At 35.1% G+C, this 24,602-nt stretch carries 11 protein-coding genes and 1 pseudogene; 1 reads left to right on the top strand and 11 read right to left on the bottom strand.

Features of this window, described 5'->3' with window-relative positions:
* Positions 1-45: 45 nt before the first annotated feature.
* The 4 genes from J678_RS16040 to J678_RS16025 form a co-directional block, all read right to left on the bottom strand.
* Positions 46-1,635, bottom strand: coding sequence for a peptide chain release factor 3 (locus J678_RS16040; RefSeq protein WP_017393502.1), 1,590 nt, complete (start codon positions 1,633-1,635; stop codon positions 46-48).
* A gap of 154 nt (positions 1,636-1,789) precedes the next feature.
* Positions 1,790-2,806 (bottom strand): Fic family protein, encoded by a 1,017-nt coding sequence (locus J678_RS16035; protein ID WP_017393503.1) that lies wholly within the window; start codon positions 2,804-2,806, stop codon positions 1,790-1,792.
* A 22-nt stretch (positions 2,807-2,828) separates the two neighbouring features.
* A complete protein-coding gene (locus tag J678_RS16030; protein WP_017393504.1) occupies positions 2,829-6,248 on the bottom strand; it encodes a DEAD/DEAH box helicase family protein in 3,420 nt (1,139 codons plus the stop codon).
* Positions 6,249-6,254: 6 nt separating this feature from the next.
* On the bottom strand, positions 6,255-9,422 hold the full coding sequence (locus J678_RS16025; RefSeq protein ID WP_017393505.1) for a site-specific DNA-methyltransferase: 3,168 nt from the start codon (positions 9,420-9,422) through the stop codon (positions 6,255-6,257).
* Between the two features lie 191 nt (positions 9,423-9,613).
* Here J678_RS16025 and J678_RS16020 point away from each other — a divergent pair, with 191 nt between their 5' ends.
* Entirely contained in the window at positions 9,614-11,743 is a 2,130-nt protein-coding gene (locus tag J678_RS16020) for a nuclease-related domain-containing DEAD/DEAH box helicase (protein WP_017393506.1), read from the top strand.
* 61 nt (positions 11,744-11,804) lie between these two features.
* On the opposite strand, the gene J678_RS16015 is transcribed toward J678_RS16020, so the two are convergent.
* From J678_RS16015 to J678_RS15990, 7 genes and pseudogenes are all read right to left on the bottom strand, one after another.
* Complete coding sequence (locus tag J678_RS16015) at positions 11,805-12,077, bottom strand: hypothetical protein (protein WP_017393507.1); 273 nt, start codon at positions 12,075-12,077, stop codon at positions 11,805-11,807.
* Between the two features lie 30 nt (positions 12,078-12,107).
* Entirely contained in the window at positions 12,108-14,945 is a 2,838-nt protein-coding gene (locus J678_RS16010; protein ID WP_031955997.1) for an SNF2-related protein, read from the bottom strand.
* Between the two features lie 114 nt (positions 14,946-15,059).
* Positions 15,060-15,371, bottom strand: a pseudogene (locus J678_RS24020) (hydrolase or metal-binding protein); the annotation flags it as partial.
* Positions 15,372-15,452: 81 nt separating this feature from the next.
* A complete protein-coding gene (locus J678_RS16005) occupies positions 15,453-16,847 on the bottom strand; it encodes a hypothetical protein (RefSeq protein ID WP_017393510.1) in 1,395 nt (464 codons plus the stop codon).
* Positions 16,840-21,912, bottom strand: a complete 5,073-nt coding sequence (locus J678_RS16000; protein ID WP_017393511.1) for an AAA domain-containing protein — start codon at positions 21,910-21,912, stop codon at positions 16,840-16,842. The genes J678_RS16005 and J678_RS16000 overlap by 8 nt, the downstream gene beginning before the upstream one ends.
* A gap of 331 nt (positions 21,913-22,243) precedes the next feature.
* Positions 22,244-23,140, bottom strand: a complete 897-nt coding sequence (locus J678_RS15995; protein ID WP_017393512.1) for a hypothetical protein — start codon at positions 23,138-23,140, stop codon at positions 22,244-22,246.
* A 188-nt stretch (positions 23,141-23,328) separates the two neighbouring features.
* The gene (locus tag J678_RS15990) at positions 23,329-24,369 is read right to left on the bottom strand and encodes a YqaJ viral recombinase family protein (RefSeq protein WP_017393513.1); all 1,041 of its coding nucleotides are present in this window, start codon (positions 24,367-24,369) and stop codon (positions 23,329-23,331) included.
* Between the last annotated feature and the right edge of the window lie 233 nt (positions 24,370-24,602).

Raw genomic sequence — 24,602 nt, 5'->3', positions numbered from 1 at the left:
AAACAAAACAGCTTCTGTTCGAAGCTGTTTGTCACATTTATATACTTAGTGTTCACGTGTACTACGGAACTCAATATCAGGCCAACGCTCTTGCATAATCTGCAAGTTTACTCGGCTAGGAGCAAGATACGTTAAGTGACCGCCACCATCAATTGAAAGTTGGTCATGTGCTTTTTTCTTGAACTCATTAAGAATCTTGTCATCATCACAATGAATCCAACGCACAGTATTTACACTTACTGGCTCGTAAACACAGTCAACTTTATATTCTTCTTTCAAGCGGTAAGCAACAACGTCAAACTGAAGCACACCAACCGCACCCACAATCAAATCATTGCTAATTTGTGGCATAAACACCTGAGTTGCCCCTTCTTCAGACAACTCTTTCAAGCCTTTTTGCAATTGTTTTGACTTTAATGGATCTTTCAAACGTACACGGCGGAACATTTCTGGCGCAAAGTGTGGAATACCAGTGAAGTGTAAGTTTTCACCGCTAGTGAAAGTATCACCAATCTGGATGGTACCGTGGTTGTGTAAACCAATAATATCGCCCGGCCATGCTTCTTCTAAGTGCTCACGCTCGCCTGCAAGGAAAGTCAACGCATCACTAATGCGGACTTCTTTACCAATACGCACGTGGTTCATTTTCAGACCTTTCTCGTACTTACCCGAACAAATACGCATAAATGCAATACGGTCACGGTGTTTAGGGTCCATGTTGGCTTGAATTTTAAATACAAAGCCAGAGAAACCTTCTTCTTTCGCTTCAACCATACGCTCTTGCGTTGGATGTGCTTTAGGTTCAGGTGCCCAGTTCATAAATGCATCAAGTACGTGGTCAACACCAAAGTTACCTAATGCTGTACCAAATAGAACAGGTGTTTGTTTACCTTGTAAGAAAAGTTCACGGTCTAATGGTTCATTTGCCATTTGTACCAACTCAAGCGACTCTTCAAAAGAAGCCCAAGCCAACTCACCTACTTTTTCACGAATATCGGCGTGATCATAGCCATCGCGTACTTCAATATCGGTAATGGTTGAACCAAAACCTGCTTTGTAAACATACAATTTATCTTCAAGAATATTGTATACACCAGCAAAGTCACGACCCATACCAAGTGGCCATGTAATTGGTACACAGCGAATATTTAAAACGTTTTCGATTTCGTCTAACAACTCAAGTGGTTCACGAATTTCGCGGTCCATTTTGTTGACGAAAGAAATAATTGGTGTGTCACGCATACGACACACTTCCATCAATTTGATGGTACGTTCTTCGACACCTTTTGCACCGTCAATCACCATCAGTGCAGAGTCAACCGCGGTAAGCGTACGATAAGTATCTTCCGAGAAGTCTTCGTGCCCCGGTGTATCGAGTAAGTTAATGGTGTGACCTTTATATGGGAACTGCATAACAGACGTAGTGATCGAGATACCACGTTCTTTTTCCATTTCCATCCAGTCAGATGTAGCTGCACGGTCAGATTTACGGCTTTTTACCATCCCTGCAACCTGAATCGCTTTACCCCATAACAACAGTTTTTCTGTCATGGTGGTTTTACCGGCATCGGGGTGGGAAATAATAGCAAAAGTCCTACGAGCCTTTACTTCTCTAGCTAATTGATCTTTAAACATAAGGGAAATCTACAATATGTACACAGTTATGTACACATTTATAAATATGTACCTAAGCTGAAAAAATAGGGATTCTAAAAATTGGCAATATTGTAGCAGATTTGAAAAGGATTTTAATGATTGTTGATAAGTCAGAAGTTACCCACAATTTAAATTATCTTTTCAAACAATATTTTTGCTTCGGACTTTTCGGCTTATCAGGAATGGTACGTTTGATCAAATCAGCTTCTATTGCTGGATTTAAGTAATTCTTTTGGAACGTTGCTCGATGAGTTAATCCAACCAATTGCATCAATTCTGCCAATGTATATTCCTCTTGTTTCATGATTGAAATCAAACGCTGAACATGTTCGCTGACATCTTGACAAGCATGTACGTCAGCTTGAGCGGTAGCATGATCGCTGTCTTGAGCGGTGTCATTTGAACTGAGGATTGCATCTAGAATCATCTGCAAAATGAATTCGATAAAAGGGGCTGAATCTGTTCGGTCAGTACTTGCTTGCAAAGCCTCATAGTAGGCTTTTTGATTTTGATAGATCAAACTCTCAACAGGAATATTAGCAAAGATTGGATTCCACCTACTTAATATTAAAGTTTGCCAAAGTCGCCCCATTCGACCATTACCATCTGCAAATGGATGGATAAACTCAAACTCATAATGAAATACTGAACTTTGAATGAGTGGATGCACATCACTGTCATTCAACCAATCAAGTAGATCAGCCATCAATCTATTAATTTGGTTTGCAGGCGGAGCCATATGCACTACTCGATCACCTGACATTACTCCTACCCCACCATGACGATATTGACCGACTTCATCAATCAAGCCTGTCATTAAAATTTGATGCGCTTGTAATAGATCTTTTTCTTGGCTTGGTTGCCACTGCTGAAATGCTTCATAGGCTTTTATGGCATTACGTACTTCCTGTACTTCTTTCGGAGGTGCAATTACTGTCTTACCATTGAGGATCGCCGTGATTTGCTCCGTACTGAGGGTGTTACCCTCTATTGCCAATGAGCCTTGAATTGTTCGGATACGATTGGCTTTTCGTAGTTTTAGGCTATCGTGGATTTCTTCTAAAACAGTCAACCGCCCTATATTCTCACTGATCTGAGCAATCAGATGAATAATTTTAGATGTGATGGTATAGGGTGGTTGGTATTTCATTTTCCAATTTATCCTACGCTGTCTAATTCAAGATTTTCTTTAACATCAGCCCAAGATAAGCTGTTCCATTACCTACCATAAATAAAACATTTTTATCAGCAAATTCTTCTTCAGAAAGAGCGTTATTCAAAATATCTTTCATTGGTGTAACGGACAAAATAAAACTGTTTAATATTAAGTCAGGATGCTCAAGCTTAGACTCAATATTTTTAATCTCTTTATAAAACTCAATTTTGGCATCGTCATGATTCATGTTTCGAATACCTTTGGGATCTACCAAAGTTAAATATTGTTGTCCTGTCTCTTTATTCACTAGCCACAATAAAAAGTCTGGGTAAAAGTTACCTGCCAAAGCAAAACCTAATCCACGATATTTATTATCCGCATTTCGTAATAAGTAAAGTTCATAGCCCCTAAGCAATTCATCAGCAGTTGGAGTATTAATATAACTTTGCAAATCCAGAACAAACTTTACTTCACTACTTTGTGTATGACTAGTGTAGTCAAATAACATTGGCGACCATGTAAATGGCAGACTTTCATCCTTCTTATCCAACAACGGATAGAACAAATGACGATCAAACGTAATCGCCCTAAAGCTACCATCTTCTTTCCAAGGTGCTAATTTATCCACGTCACCTTTGGCAACTAAATCTTTCAAAGTTTCTAATCGGTCAAATACTTCTTGAGCTTCGTTATTTTGACCGTCTTTAGCAGTAAGGGTATATTGCTCACAAAGTTGTACAGGTAAATCTTTATCCTCAAGGCTAAATTCTGTCACTTCATAGAACTGCCCTTCATAGGCATTTTTAATCGCATGATAGAACTTATCCATATAGGACTGTAACAACTCCGTTAGTATCGCTTGCTGTTTCTTAATTCCACTCACGTCATTGGTTAATTCAGATGAGTCAACCAAAAGTTTGTACCAGTCTTCTGTTGATGTCTTAATTTCTTTCAAACAAAACTCTTGTAAGTCATCAACATTCAACTGTAAGTTGCTATATCCACGCTGGAATTTATACTGTTGAAGATGCAAGTAAATTTCATCAAAATCAAACATACACATGATTTTTGGTGAAATCTCATGCTCTTGACGCTTGTCTTTAATATCTGTTTGACGTTTTGACTTATCCGTATGAAATGCTTGTAATCGAGGGTATAAATCTAAAACAACAAAAGGTTTTTTGATTTTACCTTCGTATTGTTTTGGAATTTTAAACATCGAAAGTTTGGACTGAGCCTTAAAACCCTTGGCTTGATTATCTTTATAGCCATCTTTTAAAGTCAGTGTTTTTAAGCGAGGTGCTTTAATCTTATTGGTTGGAAAATCTAATGTGACCAAATCCTGATTTAGGATAATACCTTCATCATTCAAGTAGTCACGGAATTTTTCCATATAGTCAGCACGTAAACCAAAAATATTAATGGTTTGCATTAAATCTAAATGCAGACCTTTATATTCAGCCTTACTATAAATTTCTCTTGGTGTTCTTTTTAAAGAAAAATTCTCACCTTTTAAACGCACGCCACGACCAAAGAGCTGAATAATCTGAGCACCTTCACCAGTCCCCATGTTTAATAAGCCCATAGTGGAGACACGCCAGCTACTCCATCCCTCAGTAAATTTACGAGAACCAATCAGAAGATGTGTTTCACTATCACCATCATTTAATGTAGGAAATAATGAGTCCGCAAAATCATCAGTACGTGCATTTAGATAATGTGTTTTACTAGATTCTTCACAGTTATCATATAAGCCTTTTTCATCACCTACATTAATAACAGCAAAAGGCGTACTTTCACCTACCTGTAAACGCAACTCACCTTTATTCGCCGTGATTCGCACTACATTCAAACGTTGATTAGTTGTAGCGTTAAAAAAGCTATTTAAAATATCTTGGTAAAGATCAGTTGCATTTTGACCATGTAAAGGTGCAAATCGATTGGCAAAAATATTGATACCATTGGTATCGACCAAACGAGATGTATTGGTGATCAAATCATTGAGCCAACCAATCACCTTACTCTTACGAGAGGCATCTAAAAAGTCAGCCAAGAATTTCACAATAGCTAAAATATCAGAATCATCATCATTGACTTTGTTACCAACAAAGACCCACAGTGGTTTTTCGATATTAAACTTGGCAAGTTTTGCCTGATTCTTTTTAAACAAATACTGTTGTTGGTAAAATGAAAGTAGGCAAGCTGTGAGATATAGATTGCGCTCATCATCTTCATGATATTCTTTCATGTTCAGAATATTGACTTCTTTACCATAGCCATCTGCATAGAAATATTTGTACGAATAATCAAACAAAATACTTTTTGCATAGACTTCTCGTAGTGCTTCCCGACGATATTTTTGCTGTTCTAATTCATCAAGCTGAATATTTTTTTTCTGTTCTTCGGTTAGCTTATTAATCGCCACACCATACAGCATTTTGGCTTTCTGTTTTTTGGCATCTTCAAAGCGTTTATAGACGTTGTCTGCCTTACTTACAGCTTGACCAAAGGTAGCCGAATATTCAAAACTAAAACCATCTTTAGTAAGAATATCACGACGTTCCATCCAAGCACCTGCGCTACTACTCGTACCACGGTGCCCTTCGTCGATCAGAACAAGGTTTCTACCTTCCAAGCTCATTGTCGCAACGGTTTTATCACCATCCGTATCACTCAGCTTATTCATATCGATGATTTGAATTTCATCTCGATACAAGCTATTACGACTCTTTTGCTTATCAAATAAAGTTGCTTGAAAACCAGAGTCTGTCAGCTCTTGTAAATGCTGTTCACTCAAACCTTCATTCGGTGTAAGTAAAATGATTTGGTCTGGGTAAGTGCTGCCGGCATTTTGATGTTGGAAATAGTCTAAATACTGCAAAATATTGACATGCATAAGCAATGTTTTACCACTGCCCGTCGCATTCCAATAGCCGATTTTATTTAGGTCTTCAGGCAAATATTGCTGAAATTGCTCTGCATCACTTTTCTGATCATGGTTATATTGTTCAAGCTCAACATTCAGCTCATTTAGCATGTCCGCTTGATGATGAAAATATTGATCTAAATATAGTTCTGTAAAAAGCAATGAAAGGTATTGGAAGTATTTTAGATTTAAAACATGTCCTTCAATTTCATTACGCTTTTCAGTGATTTTTTGCCAATGCTTTACAATGTTTAAGTCATAACGACGTAGCACATCGATATCTACAACCTGTTTATTAAACAAGGTATTGCTTATCACAGCAAAGAATTTCGTTTGTCCTGCATTATCACCTTCATGCTCGATTCCCTCGAATTGAGGATAGTCTAGCTGTTGCTTCATGCCTTCCAAACGATTTGGATTGAATTTTGACCACAACCATTTATTTAAAATCAATTGCTCGTGAAAATTAACCTTAACCGCTGTAGTTTTTGCTTTAGGAGCTTTTGCCACAGTGCATTACTCCTCAAACATATTCTTTAAGAAGGTTTGTTCAATTGAACGGACTTTGAGTTGCTTTTCTTCACCCTCTTTAGTGGTGTATTTGCTTGCTACGTTGTGATCACCATTGATATAAATCAATTGGTACTCACCATCGTTTGGATTAATTTTAAGTTTTGCCAGTAATTGATCGAGTTCTGCATAGCCAATCTTTTCACAGTCACGCCATAGAACCGTCGTATACTCACCTGTACGCAATTTACCTGTGATTTGGACATAGCCTTTATCTAACTGATAATCTACTTCTTGAACATTCATTCCAATGAGATAGTTAAAGGTTTCAACCAAGTCAATCGTTTTACGTTCAAATGCACCTGCGCTATCTGTGGTGATATTCATTTGATAGCTAAATGGCTTTAGAAAGTCTTTCACATTCAGCAATGAATCTTTGCTTTCTAGCTCAAGCATATAGTGCATGAGATAGTCACTATAGGCATTTTGATCGTCAGGCTTGGCTGATGTTTGTTGCTCGGCTAAAAGTGCCTGTTGAGCACCTTTACGTACCAACTCTAAGTTATTGAGCGTATCTTCATAACTTTCAAGTTTCACAACTTTTAAGCAATGGCTAATACCTGATTTAGGATTTAATGGCTTTCCTGCTTTCCAATCTGAAGCATATATCACTTTTTGAATACGTGGTTTAGTTACCGTATCAAAGTATTCACCTTGCTCCACTAAAATGAATTTTCGCTTACCTTGATCTATTCTGTTTAAATTAATTACTGCATGTCCAGTAGTTCCTGATCCTGCAAAATAATCTAAACACAATGTTTCAGGCTTATCACAACCGATTAAACGAATACAATCTTCAACAGCATGGATAGATTTAGGATAAGAAAATTGCGGCTCTTTAAAAAGTTCCTTTAAAACTTTAGTACCCGACTCAGTTGCTGAGTATTTACTATCAGTCCACATAGTTAATGGTGTAGTACCTTCTGTTTTTGGTCTATATTTATAGTAAACTTGAGGAATGCCCTGTTTATTCAGACGTGCAAGAAACTGCGTATAATCTTCCCTAACACTCTCTTCACTCCATCTCCAATTTTTCTCACGACCTTCATCATTAGTAGGATATATAATGATTTCATTTGGAGAAGCATCTTCTAATAAATCCCATGATCTTTTCTCTTCTACCCAAATCATTTTTGCTATTCGGATCGTTCCAAACTTTAAGTTCGCAAATATTGGATAAAATTGTCTTTCACCATCTTTTCTATCTGAATTAGACCCTTCTCGTCTCAAATTCCTGAATTCAAAACGTCCTCGCTCATCTATTTCTTTAAATCTAGCTAATTGTTCAGGTGTTCTAGGTATTCTTGAAATTTTACCTTTATCAGTATTTTTATAAAACAATGCATATTCATGTGTCAGGGCAAAACCCGTTTCAGAAGGTCGGCCTGATGGATTAATTCGAATAGGCACAATACCTAATTGGCATTTATTACTAAACAAATCATCTGTAATTAAGCACAAATTATTAAGTTCTACATCATCAATTGTAATACAAATATTGGCTTCTTCTGACATCAAAAATTTAGTAGTTTCCAATCTTGAATATATCATCGATAACCAAGAAGAATGTTTATATCCATTTTTATAAATAATTTCAGAAGCAGATGTATTGTATGGTGGATCAATATATACACCTTGTATTTTATTGAGATATTTCGGTTTTATAGTATTCAAAGCTTGAAAATTATCACTATGAATAATTACACCATCAGTTTGAGCATCTAAGTCATCAATTTTTTTCAACAGCTTTGCTTTAAACTCTAAGCTAAATAATGAAGTATCCACCATCAAGGCTTGGTGCTGTTTGAAATAATCAGCTGTTCCCCAACCTGCATCTGTACCTTTAAAGCCTAAATCTTCCCATTGCTGCCACTGCGCTGTATTTTCTGCAATTTCAACATACAAAGACTCATGTACTCGGTCTAAAGTAATACAATACTCAGCACTGACGACAAACTTTTTCTTTAGCCACAACTTTTTCTGAAAATCTTCAAGCGAAGCCAAGAAACTAATAATTTCTAAACCAATTTGACGCAAACACTTGATAATACTGAGCTGACGTTCAATCTGAATAAACTGATCGGTACTTACCACATCATCTAAGTGCATCACTTCATTTTTAATATAAAAATCAAGTTCATGACGTAGGAATTTTCCCAAGTCTTTATGAATAAAATAATCTGCTGTATTTTTTTGCGTATAGGTACTCAAGTGCTTGTGCAACACTGTACGCTTTGGTTCTTTTTCAGTCGGTGCAGGTTGAGCTAAATCATTTAGCCAGTCAGTAGTTAAAACCTTTGCACCCACAATTTTGTTATACGATTCAATATTGAGCGCTTCTTGCTTTGAGCCTTTAGGCAAAGTTGCATATTCAAAAAGAATGGTCAGTTCATTATTTTGAATAGAGAATGGAACAATAGTTTCTTCAAACTCTTCACCGTCTTCATCTATACGAGTAAAGGTCTTTGGTTCTGTCACAATAATAAAGCGACGGTCTTTATCATTATCTTTACGATTTTCACGAGCTGTATCTGCACTCACCAAACGGAATAAAACTGAACGCTCATCGTTCAACTTAAAACGATAGTTGCTAAACATCTCCCCAGACTTGGTGTAGTACTGGTCTTTGTTTGCCCAATGCAACATGACTTCCTCACCAGAGTAAGGAATAGCGTAGGTATCACCCTTATAACGACGTTGGCTAATAAAGTCACCATCATCATAATAACGACTAAAGAATGTGAGTAAATGACTATACACTTGTGACTGATCTGTCATTTCATGTGCATCAGCTTGGGTTAGAGCAATATATTTTTGACCTAATGCACTTTCAATTGCTTCAGCATCAATGAGTTGTCCTTGCTCATTAAAAGCACGTTTACCAAATTCTGCTTTCAGCTCAGCTTCTAATTCTTTTAAAACATTTTCATCAAGACTCGACTTTGCTTCGCCAAGATATTGTTCTACTTTAGTTTTTAAACGCTTATCCAGAAATTCAGCAATTTCAGTACTGCGTGCGTTTAGAATACGATAAACTCCAAAATCCAAATCAGGACGATTGATTTGAAAGATTTCCTTAAGTTTAGAAACAAGTGCAGAAAACTGATTACTCATAAATATTTCCTATTTTTCAAAACCTTAGAATAAATAGGTTCTGGTGAAGCGAGTTAAATTTGCAAAAGCAAAATTGGCTAGTATTTTATAGTATTTTTAGATGTTCGACCACATTTTCAAACCAGCTCAACAATTGATAAAAATATAAATAAATGTTATATATTAATAATTTATACTAAAGAAATATTCAAATGGCTAATTTTTTTCCAAGTTTAGAAATTATTGATCAACTCACAGTCAAACCAACTGAAGGTGAATCATTTCTTTTAAATAAACTGGCACAAGAATTAGATGACACATTTGATGTTTATTTCAATCCTTATCTTGATGGAGATCGCCCCGACTTCTTGATTTTAAAAAAAGGACATGGCGCAATTATTATTGAAGTCAAAGATTGGGATATGTCAAATTATTTTATTGATAAAAATAATCATTGGCGCACCACTCACAATCCAAAAATAAGAACAAGTGCACCAATGCAACAAGCATTCAAATATAAGTCCCATTTATTTGAACTCCATATACCTTCATTAGGGTTTGCAAATATATTAAATTCTAACTTTTATAAAACGATTCAATGCGTTGTATATTTACATACTACAACAAAAGATAGGTTATCTGCACTCTATGACCGTCCTATAAATGAAGTAAAACAACTTATAAATTCAGCAAATGAGCAAAGATACAGTTCAAAAAAATACCAACTAGAAAGGGACAGATTTAATACGTTTGCTCAAGACAATATCTCTAATTTAATTAAAAAAATAAATAACCTTAAAAAAAATCCAATATTTCAAGATCATATTTACGATGATTTTACGAAAATTTTAATTCCACCAAAGCATTTTGAAGAACAAGGTCATTACTACACATTTGATAAATATCAAAATAAATTACTTGATAGTATTCCAAATACAAAAATGAAAATTCGCGGTGTTGCTGGTAGCGGAAAAACAACATTACTAGCCGAAAAAACTGCTCGCGCATTTAAGCGACACAATAGTACTGTGCTAGTATTGACATATAACTTAGCTCTTCGGAACCTAATACGCGATAAAATTAAAAAAGCATTCCGTTTTAATAATTTAGAGTTTGATAATAAATCAATCGAAATAAGCAACTATCACTATTTTTTTAAATCCCAACTCAACAATTTAGGCATTCCTTTTCCAACATTAGGCGATCAAGATGAGGATCAAGAAAGCTTTGAAAATAATGAAATTCTTGACTTAGACTTTCAAGAACAATCAAATGCTGAAATTATTGGTTTATCAAGTAAAGACTTATTTGAAATTGAAAAAAATGCCCGAGATGAAAAACTTATTTTAGAGGATTTTTTTGAAAGAGTTTTTAAAACAGATCTTTTTAAAGAAGCCAATGAAAAACCAATAAAGTACCAAACTATTTTTATTGATGAAGTTCAAGATTTTGAAGTAGAGTGGTTAGAAATCATAATTTCCAACTTCTTAGCAGAAGATGGGGAGATGGTATTATTTGGTGATCAAAATCAAAATATTTATAATAGACTAATTAATAAGCAGGATTACCCTGTTACACGTGGATTTGGTCATTGGAAAAATTTAAAAATCTCACATAGACAAGATGATAAAGCTTTTGCTGATCTCTGTAATGCATATAAAGATACTTTTCTAAAGGAATATCCAGACCAATTAGAGCATGACATTATTGAAAACCTAGCTTTTTCATTTTCAGATAAAAAGTATTTACAAATTCCTCTGGCAGATAGTGTTCAAGCAACCTATGACTTTATTGTTCAGACATTTAAAACGTTAAGTATAAGTCCAAACGATATTGCTATCCTTTCCTCAAAAATTGATTTTTTAAGAAATCTACAAAATAATTTTAAGTTTCAGAGAACGGATAGTACTTTTGAGACACCTACTGAATATGAAATGATTCAAAAAAAATTTGATGGAAAAGTTGAAACTTTTCTAAAAAAGAAAGCTCAATTAGAAGAAAAACTACATTCTTGTCATCCATCTGATATTAACCATATTCGCTCTGATATCCAAAAATTAACGAGTTATATGAAAAATGCAGCAAGACAAAAATTAAAAGCACTAGATGAGTTTCGTAAACTCAAAAAAAGACATTTTAATGCCAATTCTGGTTTAATGAAGATTGCAACGACTCATAGCTTTAAAGGTTTTGAAGCTGACACCACTTTTCTGATCATTCAACCTAATGATAGTCCAGAAATTGTTTATGCTGGACTGACAAGAGCAGCAAATAACTTATATATTATTGATTTAGATACAAGCAACGTATATAAAAAATTCTTTGAAAAGCAACTTTCTTAAAACTCATAAAACAAATAGAAATTCATTGAATTTCTATTCGTTCCTAGTTGAATTAAAAAATTTAATTCTGTTTATTTCGTTCCAAATCTAATAAATCTGCATATTCTGGACGGTCTTTAAAGAAATCAAAAATTGTTGTTTCTTCAATACCTGCTTCTTTCTGCTTTTTATTGATTTCAATCAGTTGAGCTTTAATTTTATAAAAATCCTTAACTCTTTCTTCCTCAGCATAGTTTTTAGCATTTTCAGCCAGCTTTGCTGTTTTTTCTTCAAGTTTAGAAGCACCTTCAGCACACTTAGTTGCGAAGTTATTTAATTTATCTAAGATACTCATTTTCACCACGCTCAATAATCTAATTATATTTTAAACAACTTTCCATTGAACTATAAATAAATTTTCAGCCTTACTTGAACGATGCAGTCTTTGTTCAAGTGCGTCAATCATCGCATCACGCTTATCCGCTATTTCATCTTCCACATCAAAAACCTGCTGCCTCATCCGTCGTTTTTCTTTTTCAGCTTCTTTGATTTCTTCCTGTAACTGCTTTTCAGTTTCAATGTCAGATGCTTTTCGAGACTCTCGCTTCAAACTGGATATTTTTAATTTTATATCTTCAAGCATTTTTTCTACTGCAAGTAAGCTATCATCTGCCCACTGTTCTAACTTATCACGTTCTTTTTTGAAAAAATCATCATTGAGTTCTAAGGCATGATTCAAAGCAACTTGATATTGCTTCTCTATATTTGCTTGAAAAATCTCGGGTATGCTTTCTGTTACATCCTGAAGAACTGTGGCATTTACTTGAAGTAATCGTTCACATAAATCCACATCTAAAACCTTACCAGCCTCTGTCATGGCTGTAATAACAAGATGTTCTTCTTCTTGAAAAGAATCCAAACGTAATACCGTAATAGATAGCCATCCATGTTGCCCCTTCAATTGATCCAATAGACTAACCTTTTGTCCATATTGACTATAATCAAATTGAATCAGTTGTTTTGGTGTAGGTAATCCTTTGGCATTATCTAAAACAAATTCACCAAGCGGATGAGTCAAACGATAAATAAAAGTATTTTCAGGAATCCGCTCACCTTTGCGTATGAGTTGATATTTCCCTGAAGGCGCATTCAAAATTGGAGATTTGGTTAAATCAAAACTTAAATTGTGATCGTAAAACTTAGCAAATTTACCAAGAATATATTTTGTAGATTGCCAAAATAAACGACTAATTTTATCTAGTTGAAGTTCAGCTCTTTCTTTTTGAACTTTTAACAAATCATGAATATCTGCATCAAAATGCTCAAGTAATAATGCTTGAGTCCGTTTCATTTTCTCATTGATTTGTTCTTCTAACTCATCTCTTAATTGCTTAAAGCTTTGTTCTATTTCTTCTGGACTGCGACACTGATCATAAATCTCAGAAATCCGCTTTTCAAAATTAATACCACTTTCAACCGTCCCTAAAATATCATTTGATGCACCAAATACACCATCAAACAATTGAAACTTATACTTAAGTAATTCTAATACTCGCTGATCTGCTTCATTTCTTTCGTTTAGGAAATTGACAACAACAACATCAAACTCTTGTCCATAACGATGGCATCGTCCAATACGTTGTTCTACACGTTGTGGATTCCAAGGTAAATCATAGTTAATAACCAATGAACAGAACTGTAAATTTACACCTTCAGCTGCTGCTTCAGTTGCAATTAATATTTCTGCATCATTTTTAAAAAAATCAATTAAAGCTGTTCGCCGATCAATTGCAGGAGAACCTGTCACATGATGACTTCCCATATATTTACCTAGCCATTTTTGGTAAATACCAGTATTCGTTGCCGATGTATTACTACCATTAAATCCTATAACTTTTCCGCTATAACCACGAGCCTCAAGGAATGCGATTAAATATTCTTGCGTGCGCTTAGACTCAGTAAAAATAACAGCCTTTCGTTTAGCTCCCATTTCGTACATTCGAGCAAAACCTTGTTCAATAGCTGAAAGCAAAGCAAAAGTCTTACTATCATCTTTAATTTTATAGGCTTGTTCTATATAACGTTCTAATTCTGCTATTTCAGATTTAATTAAACTCGTATCAATTTTTTCATGGTCACTTTCATATTCAACATCATCTAGTAAATCTTCATCCATGTCATCATCAACAATAAAGTTACTTAACCAATCCTCATCTAAAGTTTGTTGTTCCAACATTTTTTGAAGACGCAGTTTAATTGCTTCTAATGTTGCGATTACAGCAGGAGTAGATGAAGCTAAAAGCTTTCTTAAAACAATTGAAATTAAATGCTTTTGTTGCTGAGGAAAAGCATAACTTACATCTCTTTGCAAATACTCACTGATCGAATCATATAAGCTTTGCTCATCATCAGTAGGTTTAAAAGGAACAGTTAGAGCGTGACGATTGGTATAAGGCACATATTCCAAAACATCTTTCCGCAATGTCCTTTGCATAAATTGCTGGATTCTTTTTTTCAGTGATTGAATGTCGCCATCAACCACATATCGACTCCGAAATGCTTTCTCATCGCCGAACAAGTGTTCATCAATAATTGTGCTGAGTCCATACAATTCCATCAACGTATTTTGTAATGGCGTTGCTGTAAGTAATAGTTTTTTCTTACCCATTAAAGAGCGTTTTAAACTATTTCCAATTTTATTACTTGAACGATGTGCATTACGTAACTTATGCGCCTCATCAATCACAACTAAATCCCATGAAATTTGTGCTAAAGCATGTTCCATTCGATTTGCAAAAGGATAAGAAATAATTGAAATTTTCCCGTTTTTAAACGGATCATACACACCATCTTTACGTGCCATATTCCAAGTTTTCAAATCTAAAACTTGGGTAGGCAAATTAAATTTATCTTGTAACTCTTGTGCCCATTGTTTTCGTAAAGAAGCAGGACAAATAATTAATAAATTTCGACGTCTCTCCGCCCAATATTGACAAAGTACTAAAGCTGCTTCGATTGTCTTTCCTAAGCCAACTTCATCTGCAAGAACAACACCTTTACTTAAAGGATTATTTAAAGCAAAAAGTGCAGCTTCGATTTGATGAGGATTCACATCAACTTGGGCATCAAACAATGACTGAGACAAACGATCAACATCTGATGCTGAACGTTTCTTTGTTATCTCCCATGCAAAATATTTTATTTGGTGGTTAGTATGGAGCATTGTCCTAACATAATTTTTAATGACAATTCAATATAGCAAGCAAAACGTATCGTGAGAAGCCAAAAAATAAGGGAGCTCACACTCCCTGCTTTATATCAATCAAGATGATAAATGCTAGTTCACCGCCCTAACACTCCCTTGCCCTTGTTGAATATCCTCTACAGAACTTGGCTCCTTAGAGAGTTTAGACTTCGCCTTGACTTCAAACTCAAGCTGAGTTTGCTCAGCCTCATCAGTATAAAAATCCTCCACTAAATCTAATCCTTCCTCCAAATTTATCTCAAACTGTGCATTACTAGAACTTAATCTAGCTGTTGCATCTAAAGCATTTTGATTAAAGCTTACAGCTTTACTTTGTTGGTCTATTTCCTTTGCTGCTTAAATCGTATATTGAAGATTCACCACATGCTGTAAAGTTAAATTCACGCAATTGATTGCGAGATGTAAAGTAAGTAACTCATCACTTTGAATAATAAGTCACTTAATTTTAACCATTAAAAAGATAGCTTACGATTGGCTATGTTTTTTAAACATTTGGCCAAAACTAATTCCACCGTCATCTTTTGGCCTTTCCCATGCTTCAAACAAACTAACTAAACCATTCACCAACTGTTTATCATAACTAATTGAACCAAAAGGAAATGATGTTAAATACTCAGCTTCTGAGTCTAAAACATGTAGAACAATTACAGCAAATTCATTTTTAACAACAATAATTTCAAAATTACCGTCAAGTATCCCATCCTTAATCCCATAAAAATACTTTTGCTGATCTTTCGCAATAATCTTACGGTAATTATTTACAGAAGTTCGATCTTGTTCATCATGCATCGGTAAAAAGCATTTCAGTTGTAAATCAGTATTCTGTTTAGTCTTAATTTGCCCTAAAGCATTAATAAAAGTATTGAATCTTAGTGATTTACCCCAAAAGACATCATCTGGCGCTAACCAGTAGATACTGCTGACTTGATGATTCTTAGCAATGCTTTCTTTAATTTTATTCAATATAATCTTTGAATTGCTCTGACTATAGCAAGGACCAATAAACAAATGATTTCCATCTGATGATTTACTTTCAATAGGATTAATACTATCAAATAAAGCATTAGGTGCTAGAAAACGGCCATCCTTAAAATATTGATTAAGTTTTAACTGCTCAAACCCATCTAGATTATTCAAAATATCACGAATATTGTTACCCTTTTTACTTTGCCCCAATGCTTGATAAGTTTTATCTTTGAGTTCATCACTCATAATCGAGTCCAAAACTTTTATGGCTTGTGGTTCAGCCTGAGCATCAACATGAAGATCGAGCGACTTACGAACAGTACATTCTTTAACCTTTTTCACTGTACCCATTTTATAAATACTAGGTCTGCCTTCTATTTTCTTTAAGGTAATAATATCCTCTTCGATAAGTTGATAAAATTGCTTCTGAAATCGGTCCCTAACGATATTTTCACTATTTGCAGCATGAGTACTAGTCGCAATCAATTTAATGCCATACATATTGTTATCTGGCTTTTGAGCAATATAATTAAAATTGGTTAATTCATAGATCAAACTGTGAGTATGCTCCAAAATAGATGCAACTTTCGGTATTGAATCTACCGTGGTGAAATATTTCATTGATTTATTAGTCAAATGAAAAAGTCCATCTTGCTGAAGTTCAACTTCATTATTAGTAATGAGTTGATCTAATACAATGCGAGACTCTCGCTGATTCATCCCTAAAAATTTAGCGATATTCTTCACAGATAATGGGCTTATACGCAATAAACGCATAATCATAGAATCTATGAAGTTAGGCATTTGACTTGATGTATAACTAAAGTTTACTTCAAACTTTTGAGAAGGAATTAAGATATCAATATCATGATAAGGAATACTATAATTACTCATGATTGCCACCTCGATTCGAACTTGTTTTATATTTAAATTTCAATGAATTGGGATTCTTAGTTGGTGCAAGTTTCTGATCAGCAATATATTGATAATGCTGATCATCATTTGTATGCTCCAGGATATAACTAAGAACCAATCCTAATGGACTTTCTTTATGTCTTGGCATATCCCATAGACGAGATGCACCAAAAATTACCAACCGATCCATCGCTCGAGATAAAGCCACATTAATACGATTTGGCATATTCATAAAACCAATTTTATTATCAGAACTATTACGTGTAATAGATAAAATAATAATTCTGTTCTCTTTTCCTTGATAGCTATCAACAGTATCGATTTTAACTAAGGATCTAAATTCTTCATCCCAAGACTTCGAATTAAATTGCTTACGTAAATATCGTTTTTGCTCGCCGTACATACAAATAATACCGATAGGTGGCTCATTTGGCTTTGATCTGTCTTTTAACTCTTTCAATAATTGCTTATCTGAGTGAATTTTCTCTAACAATGCCATAATCTTACGAGCTTCATGTTTGTTATAGAAAGTTGTACCTACACCATCACTATACTTCTCAGACGTATCAACCCATGTCACTGTAGATCGTAGTTCTTGAACTGAACATTTAAGATAGATATTCGGCACAACTCGTACCATTTCTCTTGTATAAGGCTTCTCAAATGGTTCAATTACCTCAGTTTTAAGTGGGTCATCATAAAAACAATCCGAAACCATATTACCTATTGCAGGGGCCATCCGATATTGAGAAAGTAATTTCCCTTGTACCACCTTCCCATAAGGTGAATTAAATAGTCTCTCAAAATCACTTTTCAGATTTGCCTCTATACGTTTTTCTGAAAATCCTAATTTACGTGCCAATGCCTTAGCATGTTCTGGTGAATACAAAGGAGGCAATTGTTTATGATCACCAACTAATAAAATACGTTTAGCTGACTGCATTGCGATAGCTAATTCTGAAGAAATTGATCGCGCAGATTCATCAATAATGACCCAATCAAATGTTTGATTTGCAATATCAATCGAATGATGCCCAATCCCGACACAAGTCCCGCAGATGAATTGCCGTGTCTTGGAAAGATAAGTCTCATAGTTGGCATTTGGACTATCAATCAATTGATCATAATCAAATGCAATTTGTACAAGTGCTTTGGCATTATTAGCAGCTTTACCTTGCACCTCAAAACTCTCATCCAACATTTCCCAGATTTGACTTTCTCTATCTAAAATCTGGCGGCTATTCAATCCAATTAAAGAAGTATGTAGCTCTTGCGAATAATCTTTAAGACGATCAATCAGCTTAGCCGATAACCCATTCCACTCAGTTTTAGACAATAATTTTTCATCTTCAGACTCTGTTGAAACCAACATTCTTGATAAGTGACCAAATAGATTTACCTTCAAAAATAAAGCGCAAGCTAAATATTCTTTATCAACTCCGATAGACTGGCTCAAAGATAGAACTCTATCTTCCATCTCAGTTAAAAACAAATGACGATGTGTAGAAATAATAGAGTCTGAATACACATCTTTTAAGTTATTTGATACGGCATTTTCTCTATTACTGAAACGTACAATTTCTAATGGTGTTTCTAAACGCTGAGCGTGTTTACGAATACGCTCAGCAGCAGTATTAACAGCTTCATGCGATTGACTAACCATTAAAACATTATTGGCATTTTGCTTTTCAAAAACATAATGAACAAAGGCTGCGATAAATTCAGTTTTACCTGTTCCTGGAGGACCTTGTAAAATTGAGACTGGACCAAAGTTAATTAATTTACGGAATGCTTCACGTTGAAGGTCATTCAGACTGACAACTACTTTTCCATTTTGATCTTTCTGATCGTATCTTTCAAAGTCTTTATCCGAAACAGTAATATTATAATTCTTGGGGATAATTTGTGAAGTCGGCTCAAAATAGTCAACTAAATTGGGGATATTAGATTGTCGTCTTAATATCTGTTCTAATGCATTTTTACGTTTAAGAAATGATGATTTATCCGCCTTAGTACGTAAATATAAAACTTGTCCTACCTTAATTTTATCAGCATGTTTTACGCCTTTAACTCTTAACTCCCCAGCTAAAGAATTTTGAATATCAATATCACCTACACGGAACTCTCTATCCTCACCATTAAAATCAATAGTCTTATGGATTAAGCTAATTAATGCATCTTTCGGAAATTTGTCTAATACATCGTTATCATCTTCATATCTTGCAATATAAATTTTGGTATCAACCAATTGCAACGGTTGTGATAAAACAATGTATGGTAAAGCTTCAGTCTCTGTTTCTAAGATTGCCTTCCATAATTTCTTTGTATCAATATTTAAAGCAGCTAGCTTATTAGTATCATTATGGACATAGTCTAATGTTATCTTATTTACAATTTCATCTGTGACACGAGGATCCTGTGAATCATGAATTAGTAACTGTTGATCAATATCCAATACATCAGTTGACTGAGGAAAATCAGTCTCTAATTCTAAAATATCCTCTTGGTCATTAAACTGATCTTGCAAAATATCATCAATTGCAGTTGAAAATTCCTCCAAATTAAACAGGAAACTAGATAGTTCTGTATAATCTGGTCTACCAATTGAATGCTCAATATTTAAGTTAATATCTATTTCTAGCACAGCCTGATCTATGACGTAATGTGGCACAACATCAGATTCACGTACGCCTGTCACAAAGCGAATACTTTTGCTATTAGGATCTAAAATAAAATGAATTGAACCCCCAATCCCCTGTAACTTGACCATAATGTCATTACCATTACGACCCTTCTCTAAAGCTGCATAGATACGCTTATTATCGGCAAAAATCTGTAGCTCAGTGAATTTATCAGGTACTGGAATACGAATGGTTGGTGTATCGCTGTTAATTTGCGTAGTTTCAATACTTTCCAATAGACGATTTAAATCACCTAAAGGAAACTCTGTTTCATTGAGCTCAAGTTTTACAGCATCACTAATCCATTTAAAATCTGTACTATCATCACCTATTTTAAACCTTAGGATTTGGCAAACCATATACATAATGGCATGGTTATGGCACTGCTCACTGGTAGGATTTTCGATATGTGCAGGATAATATTCACTCTTATGATCTAAGTATGGTCTGATATCAATAATATCATTGAAAACAAAACTGCTGTTTTCTGAGTTGAACAGCACACTATCATGATTAATGCGACCAATTGGTAAGCCCAATTTATGTAAATGGATGATTGCCTCTACCAAGTTAGCAGCCAACTGCAATCTGCTTTCTTTTTCAGCTTCAATTTCGTCAACTTTTACACCGTCAACAACATCACAAACAACAAATAAAGATCTAGACTTTGTTGAAATACCATATCGTACTAAATTCGGTAAATATGATAAGTTTTGGGCTGTAGCCTCTTTAAGTCGCTCAAAAAAATGTTGATATTTAAGAATATCACTTGATGAGAATCTATCCAAATGAACATCTGACCATTCTTTTACAAGATGATCACCTGAACGATATAAAGTGGTTTTATTATCTACATCTTCGTAGATTTCATCCTCCTCTGGATAAATCTTATATATTTTATCTGCTGTAACATATTCCTCTAATAATGCAACGTCAGCAATAAACTCTACTGCTTGCGTAGGCCTTTTCGCATTAAATTCTCTAAGCAATTGACTAGCATCATTAATTTCAAAAGTAATTGCCTTTTTTACTAAGTCAGCAATCCAATGGTCACTATTAACGCACACATTACTTATTGCTTTAGCAGTTAAACGATTATTCTCCCATAAGTGCCAAGCAACTATTGCTAACATATATACGTCTTTTTTAAACGCAGATACATTTGCTAATTTGGCTTGAAAATCTCTTGGAAGAAATGTAAGACTTGATTGTAAGTCTTCAATCTGATTATCGATATTTTCTGAATTAGAAGTTAAAAAGTGTGAAATAGCGACATCTTTTTGAGGAGAAATCCAAATACAGTGTGAATTAATATCTCCATGTGAAATACCTAGATTATGCATTTCAGCGAATTTACTCACTAAAATTTGAATCAAATCTAATTTATCTTCCTCAGACAAATTAGGGTTGATTCTAGTGATAAAATCATTAAAACGAAGATGACTTTGCCGATATTCAACCAACTCATTGTACTGTTCAGTAATTTGATCCTCTTCAGGCATGATCAAGGGTACAAGAGCAGTCTTATATAATTGGTTACTTTGCTGAAATTCGGCACTAATGATACGTTCATGATTTAGTAATGCAGCCCTTTGCTTTGGTGATTGAAGGCTCATTTCCTTAAAGTTAGTAAAATACCATTGTCTGATTAATGCTTTATCAGAACGAGAAATGGTCGATATTGCCTCATACTCTGTATAAATTTTTTGAGGATGAGCAAGGAGTTCTTCCTCCTGCTTATACTTTTGAACAATAACCTTTTTAGGTGGTGTGTCATTAGTAACAAAGATTTTATCGATTAAGCCAAAGTCCTTATCTAAATGTTGAGCATTTGGATGCGGTTTAAATTCTTTATTAAATGCAATTTTGTTAGAAAATTTGATAAATTTATCAATACTAATGACATGATTAGCTTCATCCTCTGGTAATCCAGAAAAATTTACTTTTCCACACATTACAACAAAAAAATAAACTCTAGGGACAAATCCTGGATTACCTGTAAATTTATCTTTAAGTGCTTTAAGCTTATTGACAAGAATGAATTGTTTTTGGCGTGTTAGTGAGACTGGGGAAATTCCCATATCACGTTCATCCATATACCAGTTGCCATTTACAGATTTTATTGATTTACCATTCCAATCCTTCAACTCAACAACTATTACAACACTGTTTGTCACCAAGATTAGGTCAAACTCCCCCTCTTTCTTAGTAATTCGATCCACCAAAGTATAGCCAGCATAACCATACCAAGGGCTATATTTTCTCATTTCATCTTCAACACTAAATGCTTCTCTAATTTTATCAATAGCTTTAGTTTCATGCTGATGAATCCCATTTGCTTGGGTTTTAATAATTAAAGACATAAAAAATCCATAGAAATAAATAGAAAAATCCATAAAATTTAAAAAATTATGAGATTTACTAATTTTGTTAAGTGTAAAATTTGGTTTTTGGTTATGGGCTCTATGCAACATCAATATTGCATTTGCTCAAATTTAGGTGATTTTTGTTAGTTATCTTTCCTTGGCTTTATTTTAGCCAACAATAATTTATGTATAAAATGTAAATGCATTTACGACGTAAGTAAAGTTCTTTTTCTAAAATTTAGTTTCATGCATTTTTATATTTAAAAAATAAAGACTGTGATAATTTAATCTAATAATTAATCCCCATGTTTTACACAGGGATTCTGTATCAATTTAAAGCCTTCACCGACTGTTGCAAACCTTTCTGGATACACTGAACATCGGTCAGATCATGCGTTTGCTGGTGCTGCTCTGGTTTCTTTTCATCATTATAAAACTCCTCAACAATATCCAAGCCCTCTTCACCGCCTACTTCAAAGCTGGCATTACCATAACCCTGTCTTGCCATCTGATCTAATGCTAGTTGATTAAATCCACTCTGTTTACTTTGTTGATCAATCTCTTGCGCCATTTGAATGGCATCTTGTAGGCTCACATCATCCCTGAGTGTTAAATCCACATAATACACAGGGGTACGATAGCTTTGTGTAGTGGACTTGCCTCTTAAGGTTAGTTGCAACGGCAGGCAAGATAACAAACCATTCGAAGCTGCATGGTAGTAAGACAAACGCGCCGCCAAAGTTCGAATACTATTAAAACCTGTGGTTCTAAAAATAAAGGTCCCGAGTTCATCCGATTCATCTAAATTGACATACAAGCGTCCATAAGGCTTACAATTTCCTCCTTGTGCCAAAGGGCATAAATCAGGAGATGGGCATGGATGTTGTTCAAGACCTTGATTAGTGAGGCGTTGACAGGTCTGACCATTGCCCATACAAACAGGACGACCTGTCTGACGATCAAATAAGCTATATTCAGCACGTAGATTAAGTTCAGGATCGTTAAAGATCATCCGTACAGGAATAGAACGTAGTTTTTGATTTGGTGCCTTGCTTCGGAGCTGTTCATCAAGCGGATGTTTGACCCATCCCTCCTTACCTTGGATTTGACTGGTAATGGTAAATTGATCGTCCTTTTCAGGCAGACGTTTACCGTTCTTTTCGACCACTTTACCTATACTAATTCTGCCTAGGATCGGTGGTGTAATGGCTAAACCTTTGATCATGTTGTTGTCCTATAAATAAAATTTTACTGCTTACCCTTTGTTATGTAAGTAAACAGAAATATGAAAAGCTATGACTTCGCAAAGACTGCCATTTGGGTTCACCACACCTTCGGGTGTTGGTGAATCGGGGCGGTTTTTTGCGCTTTTTAAGAGAATGGATATTTCATAGATATATAGCCGTGATGGATTCAATCATCGCTATAAATCTGAAAGCGTCGTGTCCCTGCTTTGTTTTGTGGAAATTGCTCAAGCATTTCGGGATGAAGTTTGAGTACAGCCTTACTGTCTAAAGCAATCGAGTCTTTAGATCGTTTCCACGTCACTGAACCATTGGCAAAAGTTGCTCGTTCAGCATCTTTCATTAACATCTGAATTTGATGCTTAGTTTCATCAAAGCTGTTTTGGTGTTTTTCAATATGATGCTTTTCTTGAATCAGTTGAGCAAACAACTGATTGGCTTGTTCATTTTGACTGAGATCTTCGATACTGAGTGGAATATGTTGAGGATAGAGTTGCTGAATGGCTTTAGCTGCCGACTCACTGGCATCAACTGAAGGTGGCGTGTCATTTTCCACACATTCCCAAAAGTAACGCTCTGCATTCACAATATGTTGAATGACTGATTCACTGCGTACCACTTTATAGATACGAGTTTCATGACCACAGATCAGCACACAAATATGCGCTGCCTTTTTGCCTGTTACAGCGAGTTGATGTTGCACCTGACACAATACATATAAAGGCACACCATCTCGCCACAACTTTGCGCCATGTTCACCTGCGGTTTTACATTCTAAAATCTGGACTTCATCACTGCCTACGACTGAGTAATCCAAGTTTGCCAACATAAAATGCTTATCTGCTTCGGGATGTTGCAACACTGCATTGATGCGACGTACCTTATTGTTGGTATGCATGCTGTAATATTCAGCGACCAAAGGTTCAAGTTGTTTGCCCCAATATAAAGGGGCATGACCTGTGCTTTCATCTTCAATGGATTGTTTAACTCGACCTGTCTTGATCATCCACAGTTCTAGCATCGACATGTAGGGATTGAGTCCACAGGCTGCGGCACAGTCACTACTGCCAATACCTTGGCGTCTGACTTCAAGCCATTCTGCTTGAGTCATATTCTTTGTGTTAACCAAGCGTTTGGCTGTGAATAATTTTGGGGCAATAAATGGAGTACTTGCCTGTTGAATGGATGGATTTAAAATTGCGGTATTCATATTGAAGTCCTGATTATTTTGCTATGTAAAATGATGGGGATCACAAAAAATGGGCATAAAAAAACCACAGCCGAAGCTATGGTTTTAATAATTTTTAAAATTAGAAATTCCATTTAAAAATGCTTAGTTAGGTCTAACTTTCCATGATTGAAAAATGTATATTTCGCACTATGCAAGCATGTTAAGTGCCTGTTCCAATCCTCGTTGTTTGATCGATGCGCCAGCACCAAACC

It is taken from the genome of Acinetobacter sp. 1424608 (assembly GCF_000588255.1).
In the GTDB taxonomy this organism is placed as follows: domain Bacteria; phylum Pseudomonadota; class Gammaproteobacteria; order Pseudomonadales; family Moraxellaceae; genus Acinetobacter; species Acinetobacter nosocomialis.
Note: the sequence above shows the minus strand (reverse complement) of the source record. Positions and strands in the feature narration are given on the sequence as shown.

Bases quoted from the DNA above. Each gene is read 5' to 3' on its own strand.
- J678_RS16040 (WP_017393502.1), bottom strand. From the start codon at position 1,635: ATGTTTAAAGATCAATTAGCTAGAGAAGTAAAGGCTCGTAGGACTTTT.
- J678_RS16025 (WP_017393505.1), bottom strand. From the start codon at position 9,422: ATGAGTAATCAGTTTTCTGCACTTGTTTCTAAACTTAAGGAAATCTTT.
- J678_RS16020 (WP_017393506.1), top strand. From the start codon at position 9,614: ATGGCTAATTTTTTTCCAAGTTTAGAAATTATTGATCAACTCACAGTC.
- J678_RS16000 (WP_017393511.1), bottom strand. From the start codon at position 21,912: ATGTCTTTAATTATTAAAACCCAAGCAAATGGGATTCATCAGCATGAA.
- J678_RS15990 (WP_017393513.1), bottom strand. From the start codon at position 24,369: ATGAATACCGCAATTTTAAATCCATCCATTCAACAGGCAAGTACTCCA.
- J678_RS16010 (WP_031955997.1), bottom strand. From the start codon at position 14,945: ATGCTCCATACTAACCACCAAATAAAATATTTTGCATGGGAGATAACA.
- J678_RS16035 (WP_017393503.1), bottom strand. From the start codon at position 2,806: ATGAAATACCAACCACCCTATACCATCACATCTAAAATTATTCATCTG.
- J678_RS16015 (WP_017393507.1), bottom strand. From the start codon at position 12,077: ATGAGTATCTTAGATAAATTAAATAACTTCGCAACTAAGTGTGCTGAA.
- J678_RS15995 (WP_017393512.1), bottom strand. From the start codon at position 23,140: ATGATCAAAGGTTTAGCCATTACACCACCGATCCTAGGCAGAATTAGT.
- J678_RS16005 (WP_017393510.1), bottom strand. From the start codon at position 16,847: ATGAGTAATTATAGTATTCCTTATCATGATATTGATATCTTAATTCCT.